The organism is Burkholderia sp. WP9, from assembly GCF_900104795.1.
In the GTDB taxonomy this organism is placed as follows: Bacteria; Pseudomonadota; Gammaproteobacteria; order Burkholderiales; family Burkholderiaceae; genus Paraburkholderia.
The window spans coordinates 1,259,075-1,284,808 of record NZ_FNTG01000002.1 but is presented as its reverse complement, the minus strand read 5'-3'; the positions used below and the strand labels follow the sequence as shown (position 1 = coordinate 1,284,808).

The following is a 25,734-nucleotide window of genomic DNA, read 5'->3' as shown; positions in this document are numbered from 1 at the left end:
CGCTAACATTCCACAATAGCTTTGACGACACCGCCGGCAGGATCGAGCAGTGTCGCAAATTGAGCGGGGACATCGGCTAACGCAAGTCGATGCGTATTCAGTGCGCGGTCCGGGATATGGCCTGCCCGCATGGCCTTGATGACGGTTTCGAAGTCCTCGAGTGTAGCGTTACGGCTGCCGAGTAGGGTGGTTTCGCGCTTGTGGAATTCCGGGTCCGAAAAAGTGATCGTGTCAGCCACGATGGAAACCAGAACGTACCGGCCGCCATGGGCGATGAACTGGAAGCCGCGTTCCATTGCTTTGGGGTTTCCGGTTGCGTCGAACACCACATCAAAGAAGTCGCCGTCTGTCTGTTCCGACAATTGCGCGTGATCGCCGTCGCCAATCTGCACGGCTGCGGCGGCGCCTAGATGTTTGACGCAGAAATCTAGCCGGTCCGCACGCGTATCGAGGACGGTCACCGTCGCACCGCGCAGTTTGCAGAAGGTAAGAACCGCCATGCCGATCGGCCCCGCGCCGACTACGAGCACGCGTTCACCCTGCTTCACGTCGCCACGCCTGACCGCATGCGCGCCGATCGCAAGGAATTCGACCATGGCCGCCTGATCGAGCGTGATGCCTTCGGCCTTGTGAACGAACTGCGCGGGAACGCTCAGGTACTCGGTGAACGCACCGTCTCGATGCACGCCCAACACCTGGATATTCACGCAGCAATTGGTCTTGCCGCGGCGGCACGCAATGCATTGGCCGCACGACAGATACGGCATCACGAAGACCTGATCGCCAGCAACGAGTCCGCTGTGGGGCGGCGCCTGTTCGACGATGCCGGACAACTCATGGCCCATCACGCGCGGATAGGCCAGATAAGGCTGATTTCCCGTGAAAATATGCAAGTCCGTACCGCATACGCCAACACGCTTGACGCGTAAGAGCACGTCGTTTTTTCCCGTTTCGGGTTTAGGCCTTTCCTGTGCGCTCAGCTTTCCTGGCGTCTCGCATATTACCGTAAGCATAGCAATCCTTATTTCGTCGCCGTTTCGAGCGGCGCAGCGTTAGTTCGAGTACGTCTTGCAGCGGCGGCCGGGCGAGATTTATATCGAGCCGCCCGGTCGGCCAGGATGATCAATACAGCACGTTCTTCGCTTCAGGTTTGTCGATGTTGCCTTTGGTCACCATCACCACACCGGTATCGAGGTTCTTCGACACCGGCTTTTTCTCGATCAGATTGACCACCGTCTTCACGCCTAGCTCGCCCATCTGGTACGAGCCCTGCACGGCGGTGGCGGCAAGCGTGCCGTCCTTGATGAAACCCTGCAGATCCTGATTGCCGTCGAAGCCGATCGCCACCACTTTGCCGGCTTTGCCGGACTGTTCGAGCGCACGACCCATGCCGACCGCGGTTGGCTCATTCGCGCCGAAAATGCCTTTGAGGTCGGGATTGGCGGTCAACGTGTCGGTGGTCTGGTTGAGCGCCGTCGCCATCTGCGAGTTCGAATAGAAAGGTCCCACCACCTGCAATTGCGAATGTGCCTTCAGATAGTCGCGGAATCCGCCCACCCGGCCGATTTCCGAGCCCGCGCCGGCGACATAGGACATGATCGCGATCTTGCCGCTTTGGCCCACGCGGTCGATCAGCGCTTTGGCGCACAGTTCGCCCGCCTTCTTGTTGTCGGTCGAGAGGAATGACTGGTAGTACTGCTTGCCGGAATCGGAGAGCGCGGAATCGATGATGACGACCGGGATATGGGCTTCCCACGCCTTCTTGACGGCGGGCACGAGCGCGTCCGGATCGGACGGGGCGAGCACGATACCGGCCACCTTGCGATTCACCGCGTTCTCGACCATGTTGACCTCGTCGGCAATGGCGGTTTCCGCCGCCGGACCCTGGAAAGTCATCGTGTAGCCCTTGAGTTGACCCATTGCCGCATTCGCGCCCTTCTGGACGTTCTGCCAGTAGTTGGAACTCGATGTCTTTACGATTACCGCGATCTCGCCGCCGGCGGCGCGAGCAAGTCCGGTGGCCAGCATCAGGGTGGCGGCCAGCAGGCTCAGTTGGAATGTGCGCATGTCTCTACTCCTGTGAGGATTTGTTGTCGTACATGGACTTCTCGGCGCTGCAGACCAGCCGGTCCGAAGCGCCGATGGATGTCACCGGCGATTGCGGAGCTGGTCGATCCAGACAGTGCCCAGAATCACCAGGCCGATGATGATTTGCTGAATGAAGCTCGACACTCCATTCATGTTCAACCCATTACGCAGAATGCCGATCACGAATGCACCGATCGCCGTGCCGGAAATCGTGCCGACGCCGCCCATCAGCGAGGTGCCGCCGATCACCGCACTGGCAATCGCGTCGAGTTCGTACATCACGCCTTCATTCGGCTGCGCGGTGAGCAGTCGCGACATCAACACGCAGCCGGTCACGCCTGCAAGCGCACCGGAGAGCACATACGTGAACATCGTCACGCGCGCGACATTGACGCCGGACAGCCGGGCCGCTTCGGCGTTGGAGCCGACCGCGTAAATATGCCGGCCGAGCGTGGTTCGGCTTAGCATGATCGACACGGCGACGGCGATGACGATCATCAGCAGCACGGGGTAGGGGATGCCTGGAAACTTCACGTCCGGAAAGCCGTCCGCCCCGATCGTCTCGATCCTGAACAACGCGCCGTTGCCGAGCACGCCGAAGGCTTCACCCAGCCCCGACACGGGGCGCGCGCCGGTGATTTGCAGTGCCAGGCCACGGGCCACTAGCATCATGCCGAGCGTGGCGATAAACGGCGGCAGGCGCATGCGCGTGACGCACAGACCGTTCACTGCGCCGCACAACGCGCCGATCACGATGCCGAGCAGCATGCCGACGGTGACCGGCATGCCGGCCTTCACGGCGAGGGCCGCCACGACACCGGACAGCGCGAGCACCGAGCCGACCGACAGGTCGATGCCGCCCGTGATGATGACGCAGGTCGCGGCGACGCCAAGGTAGGCAATCGAGGTCACCTGCAGCGCGACGGTCATCGCGTTGTCTACGGTATGGAAGGCCTCGCTCGTGGACGAGAACACCAGGATCATCACAATCAGGCTGGCGAAGGCGGCAAACTTCTGGATCAGATCCTTGCGCCGTTCGCTGGCAAGCGAGGGGCTGGGACGTGTAAGCGTGCTCATTGCGAAGCTCCCGAGGTGTCCGAAGCGCCTTGGCGTCCCGAGGCGTAATGCATGATTTCTTCCTGACTCGTTTGACGGGTCTCGAGGATCGTTACGAGGTCGCCTTCATGAAAAACAGCCACGCGATCCGTCATGCCGAGAATCTCGGGCAGTTCGGAGCTGATCATGACCACGCCGATGCCTTGCGCCGCCAGCTTGTCGAGCAGTTCGTAGATCGCGAATTTGGCGCCGACGTCGATGCCGCGGGTGGGCTCGTCGAAGAACAGCACGCGTGAATCGCGGAACAGCCACTTGCTGATGACAACCTTCTGCTGATTGCCGCCTGACAGGTTGCGTGCGATCTGCCTGACGCTTGGCGTGCGTATGCCCAGTGCGTCCACGTAGCGTTTCGCAACAGCGGCCTCGGTTGCGAAGCGTATAAATCCCAGGCGGTTCGAGACCGCATCCATGTTGGCCAGCGTGATATTGCTGGCGACGGGCATGTTGAGCGACAGGCCGTTGGCCTTGCGGTCTTCGGACAGGTACGCAATGCCGTGCCGGATAGCGTCGATCGGCGAGCGGATCGCAAGGGTCTCGTGACCTAGCCTGATCGTGCCGCTGTCGGGCAGATCGGCGCCAAAGATCGCGCGTGCCACTTCCGTTCGGCCCGCACCCATCAAGCCGGCGAAACCCAGGATCTCGCCGCGCCGCAATTCGAAGCTGACGGGTCCGAAGACATTCGCGCGCGTCAATTGATCGACCGACAGCAAGACCTCCCCGGTCGGAACGGACGTGCGCGGCGGAAACTTATCTTCGAGCGAACGGCCGACCATGCGTGCGACGACCTTATCGATGGTGGTTTCGCGAAACACGTCTGTCGACACATAACGTCCGTCGCGCATGACGGTGACGCGGTCGACGATCTCGGTCATTTCATCGAGCCGGTGCGAGATATAAATGATTCCGACGCCGGCGCGCTTCAGCTCGTGAATGATCCTGAAGAGCTGGCGGGTTTCCGTCTCCGTGAGGGACGACGTGGGCTCGTCCATGATCAGCACTTCGGCGTCCAGCGAGAGCGCCTTGGCGATTTCCACCATTTGCCGTTGCGCGACCGGGAGCGTGCGCACGAGTGTTCCCGGTGCGATGTCGACCCCGAGCCGGTCGAGGCAGCGCTGCGCATCGGCGCGCAGACGCGCCCGGTCGACGAATACCCCACGGCGCGGTTCACGGGCGAGAAAAATGTTCTCAGCCACCGACAGGTGCGGCACCAGGTTCAGCTCCTGGTGAATGATGGCGATGCCTGCGGCTTGAGCGTCGAGCGACGAAGCGAAGTGGCATTCGCTGCCCTTGTAGATGATGGAGCCATCGTCGGGCGGGTACTGGCCGCTGATGATTTTCATCAGCGTGGATTTGCCCGCGCCGTTTTCTCCGCATACCGCATGAACCTCACCACGCCGCAAGTCGAAACTGACGCTGTCCAGTGCGACGACGCCCGGGAAGCGCTTGGTCACGCCCGTGAGCCGCAACAACTCGCCGTTCTCGTCGGGCCGTGAGGCGCGAGCGGGCGCATCGGCAGGCGGCGCGTTTGCCGGTTCGGACGCCGAAACAGGGGCGGACGGGGTAGACGTACGATGTTCGCCCGGAGCAACTGCGAGGCGGGCATGACCAGAATGCGGGCGCGCCAATAGAGCGCGGCGCGGCGCGGGCCGTGTCGAGAATTCCAGCAAGGCTGTCTCCAATTCGTGACGCCGCCGGTGGGCGGGTACGTGGTTTTGTTCTTCGCGAAACGAACCCTTAACCGGTGCGGCAGCGAACGGCGGGGGCAAATTAATCATAGGTACGCAGCGAGAATTGGTCAAGCCACTTTTGATTTGGATGGATAGACTAAGCTGTATTCGCGGCTGGTGCTGGCCGCGATAGGCCCATGGCTCCCACGTCAGAAGCCAGCGCTGGTGGCTAGTTGACGGTCAAGCAGACGGGTGGCCTATAATCTCTATCAAGTCAAATCTAGGCTAATTGGCCTGACCAAAAAGGCGGCGCGGCCAATCGCACGGTGGGCGACACACGGTTTCTAGGGAGGACATTTGACAGGCACCCAACTCAAACAGGTCGAGACGAAACGTCTCTATCAGCACATCGCCGACCAGATACGGGCGCTTATCCAGTCGGGTGGCTTCGCCCAGGGCGCACGTTTGCCTCCCGAGCGTGATCTCGCCCAGCAACTGGGCGTTTCGCGGCCCTCACTGCGAGAAGCGCTGATCGCACTGGAGATTGCGGGCTCCGTTGAGATTCGCCAGGGCTCCGGTGTCTACGTGTGCCGGACGCCCGAGCGTTCGCCGAATGCAACCGTCGCCTTGGGCGAAAGTCCGTCCGAGTTGATGCAGGCACGCGCGGTATTGGAAGGCTCGCTGATCGTGCTGGCTGCCGCGCTGATTACGCCGGAGCGGTTGACCCGCCTGCGCGAGACGCTCGATGGGATGCGCTCGCAGATCAAGGCAGGGCGCTCTCCGCTCGACCATGATCGCGCGTTCCACGTGGGTATCGCAGAGATGACCGGCAATCTCGTGCTGGTCCGGATGGTGACCGAATTGTTCGACGAGCGTCACAGTCCGATTTCAGCGCGCCTTAGCGGTCACGCGGAGACGGGGCAAACCTGGGCAGCGGCACTCGCGGAACATGAGACGATTTATCGCGCGCTCGAGGAGCGCGACCCGCTCGCTGCTCAATCTGCGATGCGCAGCCATCTGAAGGCATCTGAGATACGGTGGACTGAGACGGGATGATGCCCTGTGAGCGTATTTGCACACATGCGTCCGGATAATTTCTTCACGCAAAATCCTGGGACGGCAAGGGTGATTGCAATTGCTGACACTCGCCGGCTCCTGCGGCGCCTCTAACGCGCGCTGTTCTTTGTAAGCAGTCCCCCGAGCGCGACGTCATCGCGGACCGGCTGAAACTGCGCGCGTTCAGTCTTTCAACTCCGCTGCAGACGGCTAGCTGTTTCGGCAGCCGCGAATACAGTTCTCGAGTTCTCATTGATCTGGCAATCGTCTTGGGCCATTCACCGCAGATCATGCCGTTAGCGTTGCTAATAATGGGTGGGTTGCGCTTTTTACCCGCTCAAATCAACGACATCCTGACTTTTTGCGCTGGTTAAATACTCGACAAGAAGTTTGCTTTTCTCCCTACGGAACTTAAGGGTTCACCGTTACGAGGAGACTATTACCATGGTCGCTTTCGAGCCAACGTACATCGCTTTTGTACTGCCATGGCACGCCCACGAAGTTCCGCATGGCCGAGATGGCTCGCGAAATTTACGGCTTCGGTTTGCACGGCGTGGAACTGGGAAGGTTCGTCGCGTTCTTCTCCGGCTATCGGCCTGATCACGTGCTCGGTGTACGGAAGCCGTATCGCGACGTGGTCGTGACTTCGGTGCGCCGCGCGTGCACTGCCTTCCGGGTTTTTCAGTGAAATCATCGCGCTATGCGCAGGAGCAAAAAATGACCGTGGCCCTCGTGCTGCATCGCGCCGACGGCGCACCTCTGTCAACCTCGTTCCGCAGGGCGGCGTTCGGCAAGGACGACCCCTTTGCACGACATCGCGAAATCGCGTGGGAAGGACCGGACTCGATGGTCGCGGGTCGGGCCAGCTTTATTGGTGAGCTCAACGTCGCGAGCTTTCCCCACATTGAAACCATCGTCGTGGTGGAAGGACAGCTCACTCTGCAAGCGGCCGGTGAGGCGCCGTTAATGCTCGGTCCGCAAGCGGGTGCTGTCATCGGGGCCGGTACGGCGCTTCGCGTCCTCGCCGAATCCCGCGTGCGGTTCGTGTTCTGTGCGGCTGCCTGCGAGAAACCGACAAAGCGCGGACTTATCCCCCTGCGTGCCGACGCCAACTTCAGACCGTCCGCTTCGCTACCGGCGGAGGTGCTGCTGGGCCCGGCGCCGCAATGCCGAAGCGACAACGTCTTTACCGACGACGGCGCGGAGTACCTCGCGGGCACGTGGGATTCGACGCCTTATCACCGGGTTGTTCGCCCGCATCGCGTGAACGAGTTCATGCAACTGCTGGCCGGCAGCGTGCGGTTCGCGGCGGCTGATGGCAGCGTGCTGTCGCTAGGCGCCGGCGACGCGCTTTTCGTGCCCCGGGGCGCACCGATCGGGTGGGAAAGCAGTGAACGGGTGGCGAAGTTTTACGTTGTTCAAAGCGTCCAGACTTCAATCGAGCGAGATTGATCATGTCTCCTCCGCTGAACCACATCCAGACTTCGCCCACGTTGCCGGCCGCGGCCGACGTGGTCGTGATCGGCGGTGGCATCATCGGCGTCTTTGCCGCCTACTACTTGGCCCGGCGCGGGTTTTCAGTCGCGCTCGTCGAGAAGGGACGGATCGGCGCCGAACAGTCGAGCCGCAATTGGGGCTGGTGCCGGCAGCAGAACCGCGACGCTCGCGAATTGCCGATGGCGAGCAAAAGCCTTGATCTGTGGGAACGATTTGCCGCTGAAACCGGTGAAGACACCGGCTTTCATCGCTGCGGGCTGTTGTATCTCAGTAACGACGAGGCCGAGCTGTCTCGCTGGTCCAGTTGGGGCGACTTTGCGAAGACCGCCGGGGTGACAACCTACATGCTCGATAGTCGGCAAGCCGGCCAGCGGGGGCAGGCGACCGGCCGCGCCTGGAAAGGCGGCGTCTTCTCGCCCAGCGATGGCACCGCTGATCCTGCCAAGGCCGCACCGGCAGTGGCCACTGCGCTCATGAAGCTCGGTGGCAGCGTCCACCAGCACTGCGCGGCCCGCGGCGTTGAATTGGAAGGCGGGCGGGTCAGCGGCGTCGTCACGGAAGCGGGGGTCATCAAGACCAGAACGGCGATCCTGGCGGGTGGCGCCTGGGCATCTTCGTTCTGCCGCCAGCTTGGTATCCGTTTTCCCCAAGCCTCGATCCGCCAATCCATCCTTAGCGTGTCTCCTGTAGGACATCGGTTGCCCGATGCCTTGTTCACCTCGGGCGTGTCCATCACACGCCGCAACGATGGACGCTATGCGCTGGCCATCAGCGGCCGCGCACGCGTAGACGTCACGCCGCAGTTCATACGATTCGCCCCACAATTCGTACCGATGTTCGCCAGGCGCTGGCGCAGCCTTCTTCCCGGTGGTCTGGAGGGCATTCGCGGTGGGCACGAAACGCTGAAGCGTTGGCGGCTCGACGCGCCGACACCTATGGAGCGGGTGCGCATTCTCGATCCGAAGCCGGATCTGCCGACCATTGAGGAGACCCACCGCCGCGCCGTCGAACTACTGCCCGAACTCGGCCAGGCAGAGATCACCCACGCGTGGGCCGGCTTCGTCGACAGCACGCCGGATGGTGTTCCCGGTGTTGGCGAAATGCCTGGTATGCCGGGATTGATTCTGGCAGCAGGCTTTTCCGGACACGGTTTCGGCATCGGCCCCGGCGCAGGCCACCTGATCGCGGACCTCGCCACCGGGGCCGAACCTATCGTGGATCCCACACCGTATCGGCCCAGCCGATTCAGCGACTCCGCATGGGGCAAGGTTGCTGATTTCTAGGTCGCAACCCGACTGCGTTGGAGAGTCGAACTCCAGCTCAGCAAATCAACCCGGCAAGCCCTGCCGAGGAGACGACCACGTCGCCGGAAAATGCAGGCAGTTCGTGCGGTATTGGTGCGCCGACGATCAACGGCGCGATGCGCGTCGCGTGCGCGTCGGCCAGCGTCACGCCGCTGTGACCGCTCTACATCGATCAATGCTGCGGGTGTGTTCAGCGACTGCAATTCCATCTGCGACTCCTTGCGATTGTTTGCGCAAGTGGTCCCCCGGCATCAGCATGGCGCCGTGAGGAAAGTGCCGCCACGGTAGGAGTTTCGTGCTCCCTTGTGTTTAACGAAGGATAAACCGACCGTTAAGCCCCAATGAATATCACGTCAGGCACGCCAGGGTACTGGGTCGAAGGCTCGCTTCGCGGCCTCGAGAAACGCACGCTGGCGGATCGTCAGGCCATGACGCGTGGGCACCAGGGCCATCACCGGCGCCGGTTCGAGGCGCCATGCCGGTAGTACGCGCTTCAGCTTTCCCGCTGCGATCAGCCGCGCGGCGTCCCATTCGGATCGTTCGACAATGCCGAGGCCGTCGACCGCCCAGTCGCTAACGACCGTACCGTCATTCGACGACAAAGCGCCGGCTAGCCGAATCGTGACGGCCTGGTCTCCGCGTTTGCCCGTGCCATTCGGCCGGGTGAAACGCAGGCGCGTAACGTCTTCATCGTTTTCGCGCAACGTCAGGAATTCGTATTGCGTGAGTTCGGATGGATGCTCCAGTTTCGACAGGCGACGCGCAAGGGCCGGGCTCGCGCACAGGAAGCGGTCGTTTGGGGCGAGATAGTGTCCTATCCAGGACGATCCCTTAATGTTGCCGATGGACACGACCGCGTCGGCACCAGCCGCTGCCGTGAGGGGGCTATCGGACAGGATGAGCGAAATAGCGAGATTCGGGTGTGCGCGATGCAGATCGCGAACCAGCGGCGCCACGTGCGCGCGGCCAAAACCAAACGGCGCGACTACGCGCAAATGACCGCTTACACCAGCCGACTCACTGGAGACGCGCGAAGGAATGGACTCGATCCGCTCCAGGATTTCTATCGCTTCCTGGACGAGCCGCTGGCCTTCGTTCGTCAGCGAAATGCCTCTGGCGGCGCGTGTGGCCAGACGAACTCCCATACGCTCTTCGATGCGCTGAAGACGCACCGTGACAGCGGGAGGCGTGAGATCCAGTAGCCTGGCGGCTGCAGCAAGCGAGTGTGCCACGCCGAGCGCGCGGAACAGGCGCATGTCTTCCAGTTCGATCATTAAACAGCCTTTAACGATGAGTTCATCGGATATTAAACACGACAAAAAGTTTTCTTTCTATAGTGCTGCGTATGGACTTGGGTTTAGCGATGAACTCGCGAACATGCCGGCGGCGTCGCCCGTCGGGCAAACGTGACCCGGCTCGCGCGTCTACTTCACTGAGGTGTGAGGGGCGAGCCTTTTCAAACTTGAGTGGCCTTCATGGATCAACAGGAACACGGTGCCCACTTCCCCCAGACGATGAATCCCGCCGGACTGGCGATGCCGGGCGGGCATTACAGTCACGTTGCGATCGCAAATGGCCTGATTTTCGTGTCGGGTCAACTACCGATCGATCTGAACGGCAGAAAGCTCGCGGATCGTCCTTTCGAAGACCAGGCAGAGCAGGCATTGGCAAATCTTGAGGCGGCGCTTGTCGGTGCGGGCAGCGACGTGTCGAAACTAGCTCAGGTCCGTGTTTATATCGTCGATGTCGAGCATTGGCCGAGCTTTAACGCCATCTATGCGCGCTGGGCCGGCGACGCGAAACCCGCTCGCGCCGTCGTACCGGTTCCGGCGCTTCACTTCGATCTGAAGATCGAGATCGAAGCGGTCGCATTGATATAGCGTGGATTCGGATCGGCACGGTAGTGGGTCAGGGCATGTCTTAAGGCAACCTAATGAAACTGGATTCTCTTATGAGCGCTTCATCGCCAACGACAAATCTTCGCTATCGGAGATTTACTTCGACTGATATACCGGCGGCTCATGGCCTGTCTATGGCAGTCAGTTGGCCGCATCGGCCGGAGGACTGGCAATTTGCCGCTGACGAGGGTACGGGCTTCGTCGCGGAAGAAAACGGTGCCGTGATTGGCACTGCGCTGTGCTGGAAATTCGGAATCGACCGCGCGTCTCTTGGTCTCGTGATTGTGTCTTCCGAGCATCAGGGGCGTGGCATTGGCCGCAGGCTGATGGAAATGCTGCTCGAAGAACTCGGGCCACGCATCACTTTCCTGCATGCGACGCCAGCCGGTCAGCCGCTCTACGAAAAGCTGGGGTTTGACGTGTGTGGGTCGCTGGACCAGTTTCAAGCGTACGTCGGCGAGACTTCGCCGCTTGCGTTGCCCGACGGCGAAAGATTGCGGGCGGCGACTCCTGCCGACTACCCCGCTCTCATTGAACTGTGTTCGCGTGCTTGCGGGCTGCAGCGCGACGCGATGATGTCCGCATTGCTGAAGCTCGGGGAAAGCGTGGTGCTCGAATGCGACGGCGAAATTACCGGATTCTCGGTGCTCCGTCGTTTTGGCCGGGGCTACGTGATTGGTCCTGTGCTCGCACTCCGTTCTCACGACGACCTTCGGGCGAAAGCGCTGATCGGCTACTGGCTGGCGGGTCGCGCAGGCGAGTTCGTTCGTGTCGATGTCCCCTCGGGAACGAGTCTGCCCGACTGGCTGATCGGACAGGGATTGAAGCGGGTGGATACCGTCGTGAAGATGGTCCGCAATGCGCCTGCTGACATGCATACAGGTGAGCCCGATCCGGTATGGCGACTGTATGGCCTCATTAGTCAGGCGATGTTCTAGGCCTCGCCGCAACAGCTTGGCGTAGCACGAGCCTGCGCTGGGAATGGATAGCAACCCCGGCATGCAGCCACCTGGCTGGCTCGATAAGCGGCTCGATTGCGAACGCACATGCTTGGCAGATGAGCCCGCTTGCCGCCTCGCGCCGCTGACCGTTAAGTCTGCTTTAGCGACCAGCAATTCAACATTCGACAACCTGAGCTTTGTGGTGTTCGACACTCGCCAATATACGATTCACCGAATATACGACTCAGGAAGGAGCTCTAGCAGATGCGCGTACCGTTGACCCGCGTCGATACCACCCCGAGCTTGCCCGACAGCGCTGATGTTGTCGTGATCGGTGCGGGCATCGTCGGTGTATTCACAGCATGGTTTCTGGCGAAGCGGGGCGTGAAGGTTTCGCTCATCGAAAAAGGCATAGTCGGGGGCGAGCAGTCCAGCCGGAACTGGGGCTGGTGCCGTCAACAAAACCGCGATGCGCGCGAATTGCCGATTGCGACCGAAAGCCTGCGGCTATGGGAGCAGTTTGAAGCCGAGTCTGGTGAGACCACCGGTTTTCGCCGCAGCGGCCTGCTGTATCTGAGCAACGATGACAGCGAACTCGCCACCTGGACGCGCTGGTGCGAATTCGCACGCACGGCGGGTGTCAGGACGGAGGTGCTCGGCAGTAAACTGGCAACCGAACGGGCTGCTGCGACCGGACGCAACTGGAAAGGCGGCGTGTTCGCGCCGACCGACGGCACCGCCGATCCGGCCAACGCTGCGCCGGCGGTGGCTCGCAGCATCATGAGGCTGGGCGGAACGGTTCATCAGAACTGCGCCGCGCGGGGGATCGAAACCGAAGGCGGCCGGGTCAGCGGTGTGGTGACTGAGCATGGCACGATCCGCACGAAGATCGCGGTGCTGTCCGGCGGCGCATGGGCTTCCACGTTTTGCCGGCAACTGGGCATCCGTCTGCCGCAGGCGACCATTCGATCTTCTGTCATGTCGGTTTCGCTGCGCCGGGGCACGTTGCCGGATGCGCTGCACACATCGGGCATTACCGTCACGCGACGCGGTGACGAAGAATATTCGCTCGCAATCAGTGGATTGGCAAAGCTCGATCCCACGCTGCAGAAGATCCGCTACGCAAAGGACTTCATGCCGATGTTCGGACGCCGCTGGCGCAGCCTCAGTCCGGGTAATCTGGAAGGCGTGCGCTCCGGTCATGAAGGAGCCGGGCGCTGGCGACTCGACTGCCCGAGCCCCATGGAAAAGATGCGGGTGCTGGACCCCTGCGTCGATGAAGCCACGCTCAAGGAGATTCGCAAGCGGGCAATCGATCTGTGTCCGGTGATCCGAGAGAGCCGGGTCACCGCATCCTGGGCAGGCTACATTGACATGACACCGGACGGCGTTCCCGCTATCGGCGAAGCGAAGGAACTGCCGGGGTTCGTGCTGGCCGCTGGCCTGAGCGGCCACGGTTTCGGCATTGGGCCCGGGTGCGGTCATCTCGTCGCGGATATGGTCACAGGCGCGCCGCCGATCGTTGATCCCGAACCCTATCGTCCGGGGCGATTCGAAGAGTCGGTGTGGGGAGAGGTCGCCGACTTTTAAGAACGGATTTATCACCTGCCCGACGGAGTAAACCGGCTCGGACAGCAGCCACGAACGTTAATCAGGCTGCCATCCCTTGCCAACTCGTTAAGCCGCGGTTTTAGCCTTTTTGTGAGCGCACGGTACTACTCAAGGACACGTTGCAATGAATTCACCTGTTCTTCACCTGAAGCAAGCGGGCCGGCTGGACCGGCTCTTTATCGACGGCGAATGGACTGCCCCCGCAGGTGTTGCGCATGCGGCGGTCGTGTGCCCGTCTACCGAAGACACGCTCTGCGAGATTCCACTTGGCGACGCACGTGACGTCGACCGCGCCGTGCAAGCCGCGCGCAAAGCGTTCGTGCGATGGTCCGTGACGTCACCGAAGGAGCGCGCTGCGCTGCTGGACCGCGTTCATGCGTTGATCATCGAGCGTGCCGAACTGTTCGCCCAGGCGCTGACGATGGAAATGGGCGCGCCGATCAACTACGCGCGTGGCGCGCATGTGCCGCTCGCGGCCGAACATATCCGTGTCGCGCGGGATAATCTGGCAAGTTACCCTTTCCGCGTCCAGCGGGGAACGACTGCGGTCGTGCGCGAGCCGATCGGCGTGTGCGCGCTCATCACGCCGTGGAACTGGCCGATTTATCAGATCACGGCCAAGGTGGGACCGGCGCTTGCAGCCGGCTGTACCGTGGTGCTGAAGCCCAGCGAGTTGTCTGCGCTGAGCGCCTTGCTGTTTGCGGAGGTCATCGCCGACGCGGGCATTCCCGCTGGCGTATTCAACCTCGTGAGCGGCACGGGCCCTGAAGTGGGTGCGGCGCTCGCGTCCCATCCGCAAGTCGATATGGTGTCGATCACAGGTTCGACGCGGGCGGGTGTGCTGGTCGCCCAGGCAGCCGCGCCCACTGTCAAGCGCGTGGCCCAGGAGCTTGGCGGCAAATCCCCCAACATCGTATTGCCGGATGCCGATCTGCCGCGTGCCGTGTCGCTTGGCGTCGCAGCGGCATTCCGCAATATGGGGCAATCGTGCAGCGCGCCGACCCGCATGATCGTGCCGCGCAGCATCGCGGCCGAGGTCGAAACGCTGGCGGTCGCGGCGACGGAACAGATGATCGTCGGTAATCCGTTCGCCGAAGCGACGACCCACGGCCCGCTCGCCAATCGCGCGCAGTTCGGCAGGGTGCAGCGGATGATCGAGGCAGGTATCGACGAAGGAACAAAGCTGATTGTGGGCGGCACCGGACGACCGGTCGGATTCAGCAAAGGCTTTTACGCGCGCCCGACAATCTTCTCGGATGTCCGCACCGATATGACCATTGCACAGGAGGAGATCTTCGGGCCGGTTCTCGCGATTCTTCCTTACGATACGGTCGAAGAAGCGATCGCCATCGCGAACGACACGGTGTATGGCCTCGGCGCGCATATCCAGGGCAAGGACAGGGAACGCATGCACGCGGTCGCCGCTCGCATCCAGTCAGGCCAGGTGCATCTGAACTACCCGGCATGGGATCCGCAGGCGCCGTTCGGCGGGTACAAGCAGTCTGGGAATGGACGCGAGTACGGGATCGAAGGCATGGAAGAGTACATGGAGGTAAAGTCGATCCTTGGGTACTACGCATGATTCGTGGCGAAGCGCGCAGTGACGCTGCGCGCTCGGATGCGCTGATGCATGGCGACGGCGATAAGGCTGATCGCCAGGTCGGGCGTTCTCCGGCACGGCGGAAGTTTTATGGTTTCAAAGTGGCCGATCCCGGAAGTTACTTGAGTAACAGGAGACGGGGAAGCGGCTCGTTTGACCGCTTAAATCGGCCCCGCCGGAAATTGTTTGGTTGATTTTCCGGCAGTTAATCGAGTTCCTCTACACGGACATTGCCGTGGTCGATGTTGTGATGCCCCCATCGACCGCATGTGGCTTTCGAGCGCCCTTTGCGCAGCACCATGGCTAGCCCACGTTCCCGTGATTTCTTTCCGTCGTTCATGTGCTGCGCAACCTGCCGGTGCACGGATAGTTGCGCAAGAAATCAGGCACGAATGGACCGATCGACCTGATTAACAGACTGAGGCCATAGTGCACCCTTGGTCCGTTGTGCTCTTTCGGCGGGAAATGCGCGGCCGCATCGGACTGTCGACCCATCGTTTCGGCCTGGAGTGATGGCCGCGGTTGAGCGTACTTTTCGCCGGCCTGCGATCTTGTGGTTTTGGAAAAACTGCGCTGCGGAAAACGTGCTGAGTTCACGCTATCCCGCAGTATCGCCATCGCCAGGGTTGCCCGGAACAGTCGGTGCACCAATGCTTTACCGTGTTCCTCAGCAAATTGCGAGCGGCTTACAAGCCGGCGTATATGCACGGATGCACGGCTGACGTCCGCGCGCGCTGCCCATCAATGCCGACGCACGCGTGCGTATCGCGACGCTGCGCGAAGGCATCACAATAAAGCACGAGTTGCCGATGCCCGGCTCGGCGTATCTTGTTGCGGATCACGGGCGGCTCGATGTGGGATCTATCCAGCTCGTTCCGCGCGACAGTGCAGCCGTCCGGGATGAGGCGAAGCTGGATTTGATAGCGCATGACGACACGGATGTGATGATCGTCGAACTTTTGGGCTAAGGCGAATGAGCTCTCTTGTTGTGTGCGACTGGTCGTCGGCCATAAAGCGACACCCACCTCTCGGCCATGAATGACCGCTGACGCCACGGAACCGCCCCCCGACTTCGGTGCGATCCCTTGGGCTGAATGTACCGAGTGTTGCTCTCGATGGGCGCTTTCGCCCGCATCATGCAAAATAGCCGCACTTAAATTCGGAGGATGGTTCGTGGGCGTTAACTTCGACCTGAACGATTTGCAGGCGTTTCGAGCTGTCGTGGAGTTGGGTAGCTTCCGCAAAGCCGCGGAGGCGGTCAACATTTCGCAGCCGGCATTGAGTCGCCGCATCGAGAAGCTCGAGGCGGCGCTCGGCGTGCGCCTGTTCGAGCGAACAACCCGAAGCGTTACGCTCACAACCGTAGGGCGCGTTTTCGCCCCGAGCGCGGAACAACTGCTCGACGATCTCGATGTCGCCTTGCTCGGTATCCGCGACGTCTCCACGAGCCGCCTGGGTCATGTGACCATCGCATGTGTGCCGTCCGTTGCCTATTATTTCCTGCCGAGCGTCATTGCCGCCTTTCACAGCCGCTATCCGCGAATCCGGGTCAAGCTCCTCGACTCGAGCGCCAACGAAGTGCTCGGCGCGGTGATCAGCGGCGAAGCCGATTTCGGCGTCAGCTTCATGGGCAGCCAGGAGACCGAGGTCGAGTTCAAGATCTTGCTGCAGGAACGGTTCGTCGCCGCGTGCCGCCGCGATCATCCCCTTGCTCGAAAAAAGCAGGTGACCTGGAGCGAGCTTTATGAACACGAATACGTTTCCGTCGACAAGACTTCTGGCAACCGCCTGCTGCTCGATCAGGCGCTGACCGCCGTGGCGCCGAGAATGCCTAGTGTCTGCGAGACCCGTCATGTCACCACCATGCTTGGCCTGATCGAAGCAGGACTCGGTGTGGCCGCCGTGCCTTCAATGGCCATGCCCATGCGCGACCATCCGATTCTGACAAGCGTGCCGCTCGTCGATCCGGTCGTGACGAGACGCGTCGGCATAGTCAGGCGCCGCGGACGTCCGCTCGCGCCGGCCGCACAACAGTTTTATCAGACGATCCTCGACACGAAGCGCAGCGGCACGGTCGGCGCCGCGGGAAAGAAGGCGCCGAAATGACGTTGGCGAGGCCGTTCAGGCTGCTCTACGTTCAGGTCCTGCTTGGAATGGGGCTCGGCATGACCGTTGGCTACTTGTGGCCGCAGGCCAGCGCGTCGCTCAAACCACTCAGCGATGCTTTCGTCGCCCTCGTGCGCATGATGATCGCCCCGATCGTCTTTTGCACGATCGTCACCGGCATCACGTCGCTTGCGAGCGGCTCGAAGATCGGGCGGACGATTCTGAAGGCGCTGGCGTTGTTCTACTTTCTCACCATTGTTGCGCTCGTTCTGGGGCTGGCGACCGCGTTTGCGCTGCACCCGGGCGCGGGCCTGCACATCGACGCGCATCATCTGGATGCGGCGGTCCTCGCGCAGTATTCGACGCGCTCGCAGTCGCACGGATTCGTCGAATTCGCGCTGCATGTGATCCCTGAGACGCTCGTCGGCGCTTTCGAGAAAGGCGAGGTGCTGCCGGTGCTGCTGCTTGCCCTTCTGTTCGGCTTCGCATTGAATGCCAACCAAAGCGCCGGGCGGCGGGTACAGGAATTCATCGACGGCATCGCTCACGTGCTGTTTCGCATCCTTGCGATGATCATGCGTCTTGCGCCCGTCGGCGCATTCGGCGCGATGGCATTCACGGTGGGCCGCTTCGGCATTCGTTCGATTGGCTCGCTCGGCATGCTGATGGTGGCGTTCTACGCGGCGTGCCTGCTGTTCATCGTTTGCGTGCTCGGTCCACTCGCACGGCTGCATGGCTTCTCGCTCTGGCGACTGCTGCGCTACATTCGCGAAGAACTCGTCATCGTACTCGCGACGTCGTCGACCGAACCGGTGCTGCCGCGCCTCATCATCAAGCTCGAAGCGCTTGGCTGCGACAAGGGCATCGTGGGACTCGTGCTGCCTGCCGGCTATTCGTTCAACCTCGACGGCACGGCGATCTACCTGACGCTCGCCTCCATGTTCATCGCTCAAGCGTGCGATGTTCACCTTTCGGGCGGCCAGATCGCGACCATGCTCGCGGTCATGCTGCTCACGTCGAAGGGCGCGGCGGGCGTAACGGGCAGCGGACTGGTTGCGCTCGTCGCGACGCTGGCCGTCATTCCCGACTTGCCGCCTGCAGGTGTCGCGCTGCTGGTCGGCATCGATCGCTTCATGTCCGAAGCGCGCGCCCTGACGAGTGTGATCAGCAATGCCTGCGCGGTGATCTTCGTATCGATGTGGGAGCGTTCCTGCGACCGGGTGCGCCTGAAGAACGCATTGAGCCTCGCGCATGAGCGTGAGGATGCATTCGATCAGCCCGCCGACCTGACGGGCTGAATCGTAGCCTTCGTCTCAATGCGTGGCGACGGAATCGAGCCCGGTCGATGTCACCTCCGGCTGCACGGCGGGTGACGCGAGATAGTCGAGCAGCGCTTTGGCTTCCTTGGGGTGTTGTGCGCCGACGGGAATGCCGGCCGCAAAGCGCGTGACGGACTGCATCGACTCCGGAATCTTGCCGACATACGCCGCGCCCTTCACTGGAAGCAGCTCACTCACCTGCTGAAATCCCACTTCGTAGTCGCCCGTCGCAACAACGGACGCCACCGGAATTTTGGGGATCATCTTCGCCTTGGTCTTGACCTGCTCCTCGATGCCGAGCCGCTTGAACAACTCGCGCTCGATATAGACGCCGCTCGCGCTATCCGAGTAAGCGATCGACCGGGCATGCAGCAAGGTTGCCTTGAGCGCCGCCTCGGACCCGATGTCGGGCTTCGGCGCGCCGTCGCGCACCACCATGCCGATCCGCGAATCCGCAAGCTCGACGCGCGAACCGGGGATCACCTTGCCCTGCTTGATCAGATCATCGAGTGCATAGCCGACCATGATCACCACGTCGGCAGGTTCGCCGCGCTGAAGCCGGTTCGGAATGGCCTCCGGCGACTTGCCCATCGACGGGCCGAGCGCGGTATCGAGCGTATTGCCGGTGGACGCCGCGAACTTCGGGCCGAGCAGCTTGTAGGCGGCGGTAAAGCCGCCCGAACTCATCACATGCAGATCTGCGGCCTGCACATTCGCCGCAGCGGCGCAGGTGCCGAGCAGCGCCGCGGTGCAGAGTTTCAGAAGAAAGGATTTCATGGGGCGATAGAATGTCAGTCTAATGTTCGAGGAAGCGTGCGATGCTTCAGGGAGCCGCGTGCAGCGGAACGCGACGGCGCCGGTACAGTGCGAGTGTTGCACCGAGTCCGCACACCGCGGCGAAGCTCATCCAGTAGCCTGGCGCGGCTTTATCACCCGTCATATGAATGAGCGCGGTCGAGATGACGGGCGTAAAACCTCCGAAGACCGCTGTCGCGAGGCTGTAGGCGAGTGAGAATCCGGCGACGCGTACCTCCACTGGCATCACCTCCGTGAGCGCGACGACCATCGCGCCGTTGTACATGCCGTACATGAACGAGAGCCAGAGCAGCACAAGCAGCATGTTGACGAAGCTCGGTGCGTGGGCCAGCAGCGACAGCGCCGGGTAGGCGGTCGCAATTGCCAGGATCGTCATCGCGAGAAGGAGCGGACGGCGTCCGATCCTGTCCGACAGCGCACCACCAATCGGCAGCCAGATGAAATTGGAGACACCCACGCACAGCGTGACGAGCAGGCTGTCGGCAGTGCTCAGATGCAGGACCGTCTTGCCGAAGGTCGGCGCATATACCGTGATCAGATAAAAAGTCGTGGTGGTCATCGCCACCAGCAGCACGCCGGCGATCACGACACTCCAGTTCTGCACGAGCGTAGCAAAGACCTCTTTCATGCTCGGGCGATGCTGGCGCTGCTTGAACTCCTCTGTTTCCTCGAGATTGCGCCGCAGGATGAAGATGAAAGGCACGATCATGCAACCTACGAAGAACGGCACGCGCCATCCCCACGCGGCGATCGCCGCCGTGTCGAGCCACTGATTGAGCGCGAAGCCGAGCGCGGCGGCGATGACGATAGCCACTTGCTGGCTCGCCGACTGCCAACTCGTGAAGAAGCCCTTGCGGCCCGGCGTCGCCATTTCGGCCAGATACACCGAAACCCCGCCGAGTTCAGCTCCCGCCGAGAAGCCCTGCAGCAGACGACCGATGAGAACCAGCGCCGGGGCGAAGAGTCCGATCGTCGCATAGCCGGGCACGAACGCGATCAGGATGGTGCCACTCGCCATGATCGACAGCGTGACGATCAGGCCCTTGCGGCGGCCGGCATCGTCGATGTACGCGCCGAGGATGATCGCACCGAGCGGCCGCATCAGGAAACCTGCGCCGAAGACGGCGAAGGTCATCATCAGCGATGCGAACTCGCTCGCTGCCGGGAAAAAAACAGCGGCGATCTGCGTTGCATAGAAGCCAAACAGGAAGAAGTCGAACTGCTCCAGGAAGTTGCCTGCCGTTACGCGTAATACGGCGGTTGTCTTGGACTGCCCAGGGGGCAGGGTGCTTGAGGAGGGATGCATCGAGGTGTCTCCTGACAATTTTGAACTTTGTGATGTTCGGGCGGATCATTGTTTGTCGAATACTCGCCCGAACGGCACGAAACGATAAGTGCAATTTTCGGAACGATTGATGTCCTCTGGTTATCGGTCGGCGAATCGCTCAGGCCACAAACCGGCACTGGGAGGCGGGCGTGCGGGTATCCATGTTGCGTCCCCGGTTCAGGTGATCGTCGATTTCCGCCGCGCATCCGAGCATGCGGGGATAGAGGAAGATCGTGAACGCGGCGGTTTCCAGATCGGTCTCGGTCAATTCACCACGTCGCAGCGGCTGCCACAGCATCTTCAGCAGCAGCGCTGCAATCACCGCATCGACGTTGACGCAATATACGTTGCGGGACACGCCGGCATCGAACAACGCCTGCACAAGTTCGCGATAGAACGTATGGAACACGTTGTATTCGCCGCGCTTCTCGCACAGGTCCGCGATGAACACTTCGCGCGGATCGTGGTTGACCGGCCTGTCCTTGAAGACCGGGTGGTTCACGCCCGGCAGCTTCGCGATGTCGAGGCTGCCGGCATGCTTCTGCCGGGCCTTGTATTGCGCATACCGCTCGACCGAGCGCTCGGCCAGCGAGCGCAGGTCAACGCCATGTACAGGGTCGGACGGATCGGCGAGGCCGCTGTCCCGGAACGCTTCGATCAGGAACGCGATGCCCTCATAGCCGTTGCCGCCATGCGTATAGCCGGTATGCGTGAGAAAGCCGACCAGCGCCTTGTTGAGTTGCACGCGCTCTGGACTTTCCGGACCGTCGGCCGATACCGCGCCTTTCGCACCCTGCGCCGAGATGGCTCCTGGACCGTTGGTGAGCAGCAGACCGACCAGCGTCTTGAAGGCGAACAGATCGTCGGGCCCGGGCTCGAGGTTGAGCAGCGCGGCAAAGCAGATTTCGGTGAGGCTGAGTTCGTTCAGCAAAGCTTGCGTGGTAAAGCCGCAGAAGCCGTCTGGACGGTGCCGCGAGGCGTCCGCCGATGCGCCGATCAGTGTGCCGAACAGCATGGTCCACCAGGGCAGGCTCTCGGCCGTAACGCGCGAGATGCGCTTGCGCATCAGGGGTCCCCACGCGAGCGTCGTGGTGATCGCGGCCAGCACCGCGTCGGCCGTCGGGTGATCAGGCTGAGACGCGAGCCAGCGGACGAGGACCGACTGGGCCCCACGCTTGGCGAGTCCCGCGAGCATCGCCTCGGCGCGCGGATCGCTTGAGTCTGCGAAAAACGGCTCGCTGCCGCCCGCGTCGATCCTGGCGATGTCGAAGTTCTCATCGAGCGCGCTCGTCAGGCCGGCTGCCGAGAAGCGATCGATCATCCATTTCACGGCATCCCGAGCCGCTCGCTGGCGATTCGGGCCGATGATCGACGCCGCGGCGGCCAGGATCGCGTTGGGCGCGTTTCCGGCCTCGCGAGCGGCGTGCGCCGCCGCGAGTTCCGGCGTTCCGTGCAGATTGACGAACGCGGCGATCGCGACATCAATGAGCTTCTCGTCGTTCTCGCCGCCGAACTCGTGAAGCAGAGCAAGGCTGACGTTCGCTTCGAGCGAACGCGTCGCTGCGTCGAGCATCGAGGCGCCATGCAGGCTGCTGACTTGCGTTTTCGCATCCATCTGCGAAGCGCCCGATGCGTCCTTGAGCGCCTGACGCGGCGCAATCGACCCGACTTGCCGATTGACCTGCAAGACCTGCTCGTCATAGGGGGCGACCGCACCGACCACAGGAATCGCCAGGCCGGACGGAAGCCGGATACCTTGGTCGGAGCCGAACCACGGCTTGAGCGCGAGACTGCCTTCGGGCGCGAAGTCGGGCATCGTCGCGTTGGCGCGCATCACGGCGGTCAGCGCCGCCGGGATATGCGCGATGTTCGTGACGACCGCGCCTTTGGCCGAGCAGCATGGATCCTCGGGTGTGAAGAGCCGGTCCACGCCGAACTGGTCCATGAACCAGCGTTCCTTGGCTTGCGCGTCGTCGGAGCCGCCGGCCATCGCGCCCGCATGGCCGACCGCTCGCGTCAGGCGGCTCTTCCATCGGCCCACCACGCAGGCGACCACGGGCTTCGTGAAGGCCGCATCGGCTTCGTAGTAGCCACCAGGTTCGCAATAGAGCACAGCAGCCTTGCTGCGCGCATCATTGGCGAGCGCAAACGCAAATTCCGGTGCGGCGTAGTGGATGTACACGTCCTTGCCGCTTGAGATGACCGTCGACGTGCCCCAGCCGCTCATGCGCAGGTACTGCGCGATTGTCGTGCTGAAGCCGCCGGAGTTCGAGAAGATGGCGATCGATCCCTTGCGCAATGAATCGTCTGGACTATCACCGCCGAGTGCTCCGCCGATTCTCACGCGATTCCACGAGTCGGCGACGCCGAGCCCGTTCGCACCGAAGATGTCGATGCCCGCTTGCTGCCCCATCGCGCGAATTTCGCGAGCGTCGTGCACGGCGATCTTCTCGGTGATGATGAATATCTTCGTCAGATCGGGATTGACGCGGATCAGTTCGGCGACGCCGTCGCGAGCCGCCGATGGCGGTAGATAAACTACGCCGCAGTTGAAGCGGTGTCCCGCTTCCAGCCCCTCGCGGACGTTGTTGTACACCGCAATATCGCCGATAGATGTGGCGAGCACCTGGCCGCCCTTGCCCGGCGCCGTGCCGAAGACAATATTGCCGCCCGAGAACGCGTGACTGACGGGCGTCACGTCTGAGGACTCACCGCCCAGGATGTTAAGTACGCACACTCGATCGTCGCGCGTGGCTATCTGCGCGAGCGAGTTGACGCCAACGAAATACTTGAACGGGTTGCTGGTTTGCTTGTACATGTCGCTCTCCTCAGGCTTGAGCCGTTTCGGTTTCGGTCGCGGGTGCACCGATTCGTGCTGCGACCTCGGCTCGGCCACCGGCGCGCATCCACGCATCCGCCTGCCGTGCGTACTGGATGACCTCACTGATGTCGGAATCGAATCCGAACAGCCGGTAGGGCAGGCCGAGCGAATCGCATGTATCTCTCAGCGCGGCCATCCCTCGCACGAGGTTCGGCCCTCCGCGGCCGAGCACCACGTAAAGGGGCGTCGGCCCATGCTCGCTGAAGTGTTCGCGAAGAGCATCGGCCATCGCGCGCAGCGTCTCGAAGATGTCGGTGTTATTCGACTTGCCGCCGATGATGAAAAGCACATTCGACTGCTTGAGCCAGTGCCTGAAGCAGATGCGGGCCACTTCTTTCATCTTCGCGTAAGGCGGATTGCCGCCGAAATCCGACGAGATGATCGCGGCGTCCCCCAGCATTTCGGTGACGAGCGAGTTGGCGCCGCCGCCGAACGTGGGCGCGAGAATCGTGCCTTTCTCGTTGATCACATACACGTCGCTCTGGCCCTGGTGCGTGCGCAACTGATTGATCTCCTGCTCGAAATCGGAGTAATCCGCCGCGAACAGGTGTGGCGGCAGTCCGAGGCGCGTCCATCGCGGATCATCGCGATCGAAGCCGCACTTGAAGTCGCAGGCAACCGGCGTGAGTCGTCCGTTCCTGTCCTCGCGCATGCGGATCGGATTCAACTCCAGTGTCGTCATGCCGAAATCGTGAAAGAGCTCCCAGAGTTTCGGCAACTGCTGCACGAGCGGCGAGATGATCTCCTTCGGCGCACCGATTTCGCTCAGCGCGTTCGCCACGACGAACGCCTTGAGCCCCGTCAACGCGTCGAAGGGCACCATCGCCACATGCTTCGGGTCGACCTCTTCGATATCGATGCCGCCCTTGTGCGAGAGCGTCATCATGGGCGCACGAAAGCGGGTGGAATCGGTGATCGAAAAGTACACCTCATGCTGGGCCGGAACGCCGGCTTCAAACGTCACGCCATTTGCCTTGGCCTTCAGGTGGCCGACGGTATGCTCGGCAAAGTACAACCGCTCTTTTTCGGCCAACGCTGTCTTGAGATCGGCCGCGCGGCCGAGCAAGCCCGCCTTCCCCTTCTTTCCGACTCCACCCTTGAAGACGGGCTTGATGAAAACCTGACGATGACGATCAATCATCGTCTTGATTTCGTCCTCGCTGGCGCTCGGGCCGAGGATCTCACTCGCTGGGAATCCGACGAATTGCAACAGGCGTGCGCCGTACAACATACCGGTGATTTGCATGGAAATGGCTCCTGAAGGTCATTGCGATAGAAAACAAACAGGCCGATCGGCGCTGTCGACTCAACGCTGACGCGCTTCAGTCGTAAGCGATAGGTGTGAAACGCTGCCGTAACGCCGTTGGAGTTCGGCTTGGCCGGGCTATGGCGTGTTTTTTTGTCGGATGCCTGAACCGACTGGACCGCGGAACTGCACGGCCTAACAAGGCGGGTCGCAGGAATGTCTTGCAGCGCGTTAGCCGCGCAAGTTGCGCCGTGCGTTGTGCATAGTCGTGTCTCCAATGCGTTTTACTTTCGTTCCAATGTCGCTGGAATCTTGAATACAGATACTCACGCAAAAGGAACTACGCGATAAGTGCATTTTCTTGAAGCATTGATGTTCAGGTGTTATCAATGCAGCTGGATGAAGCGTGGCCTCCCCGCCACGTTCCTTTCCGCACCCTGTCTGGGCAGTCGTGCCAGCGATACGTTTTCACACGACCTCGACCCGTTACGGTCATTCATTGCATTTCACTTTGGATGGCCGCTAAGTGGTAAGGTCCCGCCGATGGGCTTGGGCCAACGGACGGACGCAGCACTTACACGTTAGTAATCTTGATCACAACCTTACCGAACGGACCTCGCGACAAGTGGACGCGTCGCTCGATAGCGAGCGCGCTTCACGATATGCGTTGACAGTACCGGCTTGCCGAGGTATCGTGGGCCTCGAAATATTCAAGAAGCTCGATTGCTGATCATCATTTTCCGCCTCTTCTGCGCGGTACTCGCTATCCTCTCTTCTTCCTTGAAGTTTATGTCGCTCCGCAATGGAGCTGTTGTTTTTATCTCAGGGAATTCTCATGGATACCGGTACTGTTAAGTGGTTCAACGATAGCAAAGGCTTTGGCTTCATTACTCCTGACGCTGGCGGCGACGATCTCTTCGCTCACTTCTCGGAAGTTCGCGGCGACGGTTTCAAGACGCTCGCGGAAAATCAGAAGGTGAGCTACGAGACAAAGCGCGGCCCGAAGGGTATGCAGGCCGCAAATATCTCGCCGCAGTAACGTATTTCAAGGGCCGGTCTACCGGCCCTTTGCATGTCTGCCTGACTAGTATCCTCGCGGAGCCATGCGCTCCCGATCTGATCGCCGCGTTTCAACGTGCGCGTCATTTGTCTTTTCGACACGATCCGTCTCGCTTCATTTTCAGTTTATTTCGCTTGTACGATATAGATGTCGTACGGATGCCCACCGCATGATGCGTGAAAGCACGCCATGCCTGTCGCA

At 61.6% G+C, this 25,734-nt stretch carries 22 protein-coding genes; 12 read left to right on the top strand and 10 right to left on the bottom strand.

The genetic code is table 11. The features are described from left to right. Nucleotides 1–2: 2 nt before the first annotated feature. From BLW71_RS27035 to BLW71_RS27020, 4 genes are all read right to left on the bottom strand, one after another. Nucleotides 3–1,013, bottom strand: coding sequence for a zinc-binding alcohol dehydrogenase family protein (locus tag BLW71_RS27035; RefSeq protein WP_091804049.1), 1,011 nt, complete (start codon nt 1,011–1,013; stop codon nt 3–5). A gap of 109 nt (nt 1,014–1,122) precedes the next feature. After that, nucleotides 1,123–2,067, bottom strand: a complete 945-nt coding sequence (locus BLW71_RS27030; RefSeq protein ID WP_091804046.1) for an ABC transporter substrate-binding protein — start codon at nt 2,065–2,067, stop codon at nt 1,123–1,125. Between the two features lie 81 nt (nt 2,068–2,148). Beyond that, the gene (locus BLW71_RS27025) at nt 2,149–3,165 is read right to left on the bottom strand and encodes an ABC transporter permease (protein WP_091804043.1); all 1,017 of its coding nucleotides are present in this window, start codon (nt 3,163–3,165) and stop codon (nt 2,149–2,151) included. Next, entirely contained in the window at nt 3,162–4,673 is a 1,512-nt protein-coding gene (locus BLW71_RS27020) for a sugar ABC transporter ATP-binding protein (RefSeq protein ID WP_286162217.1), read from the bottom strand. The genes BLW71_RS27025 and BLW71_RS27020 overlap by 4 nt, the downstream gene beginning before the upstream one ends. 555 nt (nt 4,674–5,228) lie before the next feature. On the opposite strand from BLW71_RS27020, the gene BLW71_RS27015 reads away from it, so the two are divergent. The 4 genes from BLW71_RS27015 to BLW71_RS27000 all read left to right on the top strand — a co-directional run bounded on the left by BLW71_RS27015 (nt 5,229) and on the right by BLW71_RS27000 (nt 8,707). Next, on the top strand, nt 5,229–5,927 hold the full coding sequence (locus BLW71_RS27015) for a FadR/GntR family transcriptional regulator (protein WP_091804037.1): 699 nt from the start codon (nt 5,229–5,231) through the stop codon (nt 5,925–5,927). Nucleotides 5,928–6,435: 508 nt separating this feature from the next. Beyond that, on the top strand, nt 6,436–6,615 hold the full coding sequence (locus tag BLW71_RS27010) for a hypothetical protein (RefSeq protein WP_286162120.1): 180 nt from the start codon (nt 6,436–6,438) through the stop codon (nt 6,613–6,615). A gap of 29 nt (nt 6,616–6,644) precedes the next feature. Next, nucleotides 6,645–7,379 (top strand): cupin domain-containing protein, encoded by a 735-nt coding sequence (locus BLW71_RS27005; RefSeq protein WP_091804034.1) that lies wholly within the window; start codon nt 6,645–6,647, stop codon nt 7,377–7,379. 2 nt (nt 7,380–7,381) lie between these two features. Beyond that, complete coding sequence (locus BLW71_RS27000; protein WP_091804032.1) at nt 7,382–8,707, top strand: NAD(P)/FAD-dependent oxidoreductase; 1,326 nt, start codon at nt 7,382–7,384, stop codon at nt 8,705–8,707. A 37-nt stretch (nt 8,708–8,744) separates the two neighbouring features. Here BLW71_RS27000 and BLW71_RS42365 read toward each other — a convergent pair whose 3' ends face one another. Together BLW71_RS42365 and BLW71_RS26995 are read right to left on the bottom strand one after the other, a co-directional pair. Then, complete coding sequence (locus BLW71_RS42365; RefSeq protein ID WP_286162119.1) at nt 8,745–8,876, bottom strand: hypothetical protein; 132 nt, start codon at nt 8,874–8,876, stop codon at nt 8,745–8,747. A gap of 205 nt (nt 8,877–9,081) precedes the next feature. Next, nucleotides 9,082–10,002, bottom strand: a complete 921-nt coding sequence (locus BLW71_RS26995) for a LysR substrate-binding domain-containing protein (protein WP_091804030.1) — start codon at nt 10,000–10,002, stop codon at nt 9,082–9,084. 201 nt (nt 10,003–10,203) lie between these two features. On the opposite strand from BLW71_RS26995, the gene BLW71_RS26990 reads away from it, so the two are divergent. The 7 genes from BLW71_RS26990 to dctA all read left to right on the top strand — a co-directional run bounded on the left by BLW71_RS26990 (nt 10,204) and on the right by dctA (nt 18,182). Continuing rightward, nucleotides 10,204–10,608 (top strand): RidA family protein, encoded by a 405-nt coding sequence (locus BLW71_RS26990; RefSeq protein WP_091804027.1) that lies wholly within the window; start codon nt 10,204–10,206, stop codon nt 10,606–10,608. Between the two features lie 53 nt (nt 10,609–10,661). Then, complete coding sequence (locus BLW71_RS26985) at nt 10,662–11,564, top strand: GNAT family N-acetyltransferase (protein WP_091804024.1); 903 nt, start codon at nt 10,662–10,664, stop codon at nt 11,562–11,564. A gap of 267 nt (nt 11,565–11,831) precedes the next feature. Beyond that, entirely contained in the window at nt 11,832–13,157 is a 1,326-nt protein-coding gene (locus BLW71_RS26980; RefSeq protein ID WP_091804022.1) for an NAD(P)/FAD-dependent oxidoreductase, read from the top strand. 145 nt (nt 13,158–13,302) lie between these two features. After that, the gene (locus tag BLW71_RS26975) at nt 13,303–14,760 is read left to right on the top strand and encodes an aldehyde dehydrogenase family protein (RefSeq protein WP_091804019.1); all 1,458 of its coding nucleotides are present in this window, start codon (nt 13,303–13,305) and stop codon (nt 14,758–14,760) included. 752 nt (nt 14,761–15,512) lie between these two features. Continuing rightward, a complete protein-coding gene (locus BLW71_RS26970; protein WP_177205190.1) occupies nt 15,513–15,746 on the top strand; it encodes a pirin family protein in 234 nt (77 codons plus the stop codon). Nucleotides 15,747–15,951: 205 nt separating this feature from the next. Further along, the gene (locus tag BLW71_RS26965) at nt 15,952–16,884 is read left to right on the top strand and encodes a LysR family transcriptional regulator (protein WP_091804016.1); all 933 of its coding nucleotides are present in this window, start codon (nt 15,952–15,954) and stop codon (nt 16,882–16,884) included. Beyond that, nucleotides 16,881–18,182, top strand: a complete 1,302-nt coding sequence (gene dctA, locus BLW71_RS26960; RefSeq protein WP_091804014.1) for a C4-dicarboxylate transporter DctA — start codon at nt 16,881–16,883, stop codon at nt 18,180–18,182. Before BLW71_RS26965 ends, dctA begins: the two co-directional genes overlap by 4 nt. Before the next feature lie 15 nt (nt 18,183–18,197). Here the strand turns inward: dctA and BLW71_RS26955 are convergent, their stop codons facing one another. The 4 genes from BLW71_RS26955 to BLW71_RS26940 all read right to left on the bottom strand — a co-directional run bounded on the left by BLW71_RS26955 (nt 18,198) and on the right by BLW71_RS26940 (nt 24,473). Then, entirely contained in the window at nt 18,198–18,980 is a 783-nt protein-coding gene (locus BLW71_RS26955; RefSeq protein ID WP_091804011.1) for a substrate-binding domain-containing protein, read from the bottom strand. A 46-nt stretch (nt 18,981–19,026) separates the two neighbouring features. Then, nucleotides 19,027–20,325 carry an MFS transporter gene (locus tag BLW71_RS26950; RefSeq protein ID WP_091804008.1) on the bottom strand — a complete coding sequence of 433 codons (1,299 nt, stop codon included), beginning with the start codon at nt 20,323–20,325 and terminating at the stop codon, nt 19,027–19,029. A 139-nt stretch (nt 20,326–20,464) separates the two neighbouring features. Continuing rightward, nucleotides 20,465–23,164, bottom strand: coding sequence for a CoA-binding protein (locus BLW71_RS26945; RefSeq protein WP_091804005.1), 2,700 nt, complete (start codon nt 23,162–23,164; stop codon nt 20,465–20,467). Nucleotides 23,165–23,174: 10 nt separating this feature from the next. Next, nucleotides 23,175–24,473, bottom strand: coding sequence for an ATP-grasp domain-containing protein (locus BLW71_RS26940; RefSeq protein ID WP_091804003.1), 1,299 nt, complete (start codon nt 24,471–24,473; stop codon nt 23,175–23,177). A gap of 835 nt (nt 24,474–25,308) precedes the next feature. Between BLW71_RS26940 and BLW71_RS26935 the strand changes: the two genes are divergently transcribed. Beyond that, nucleotides 25,309–25,512, top strand: a complete 204-nt coding sequence (locus tag BLW71_RS26935; protein WP_025527573.1) for a cold-shock protein — start codon at nt 25,309–25,311, stop codon at nt 25,510–25,512. Nucleotides 25,513–25,734 lie beyond the last annotated feature (222 nt).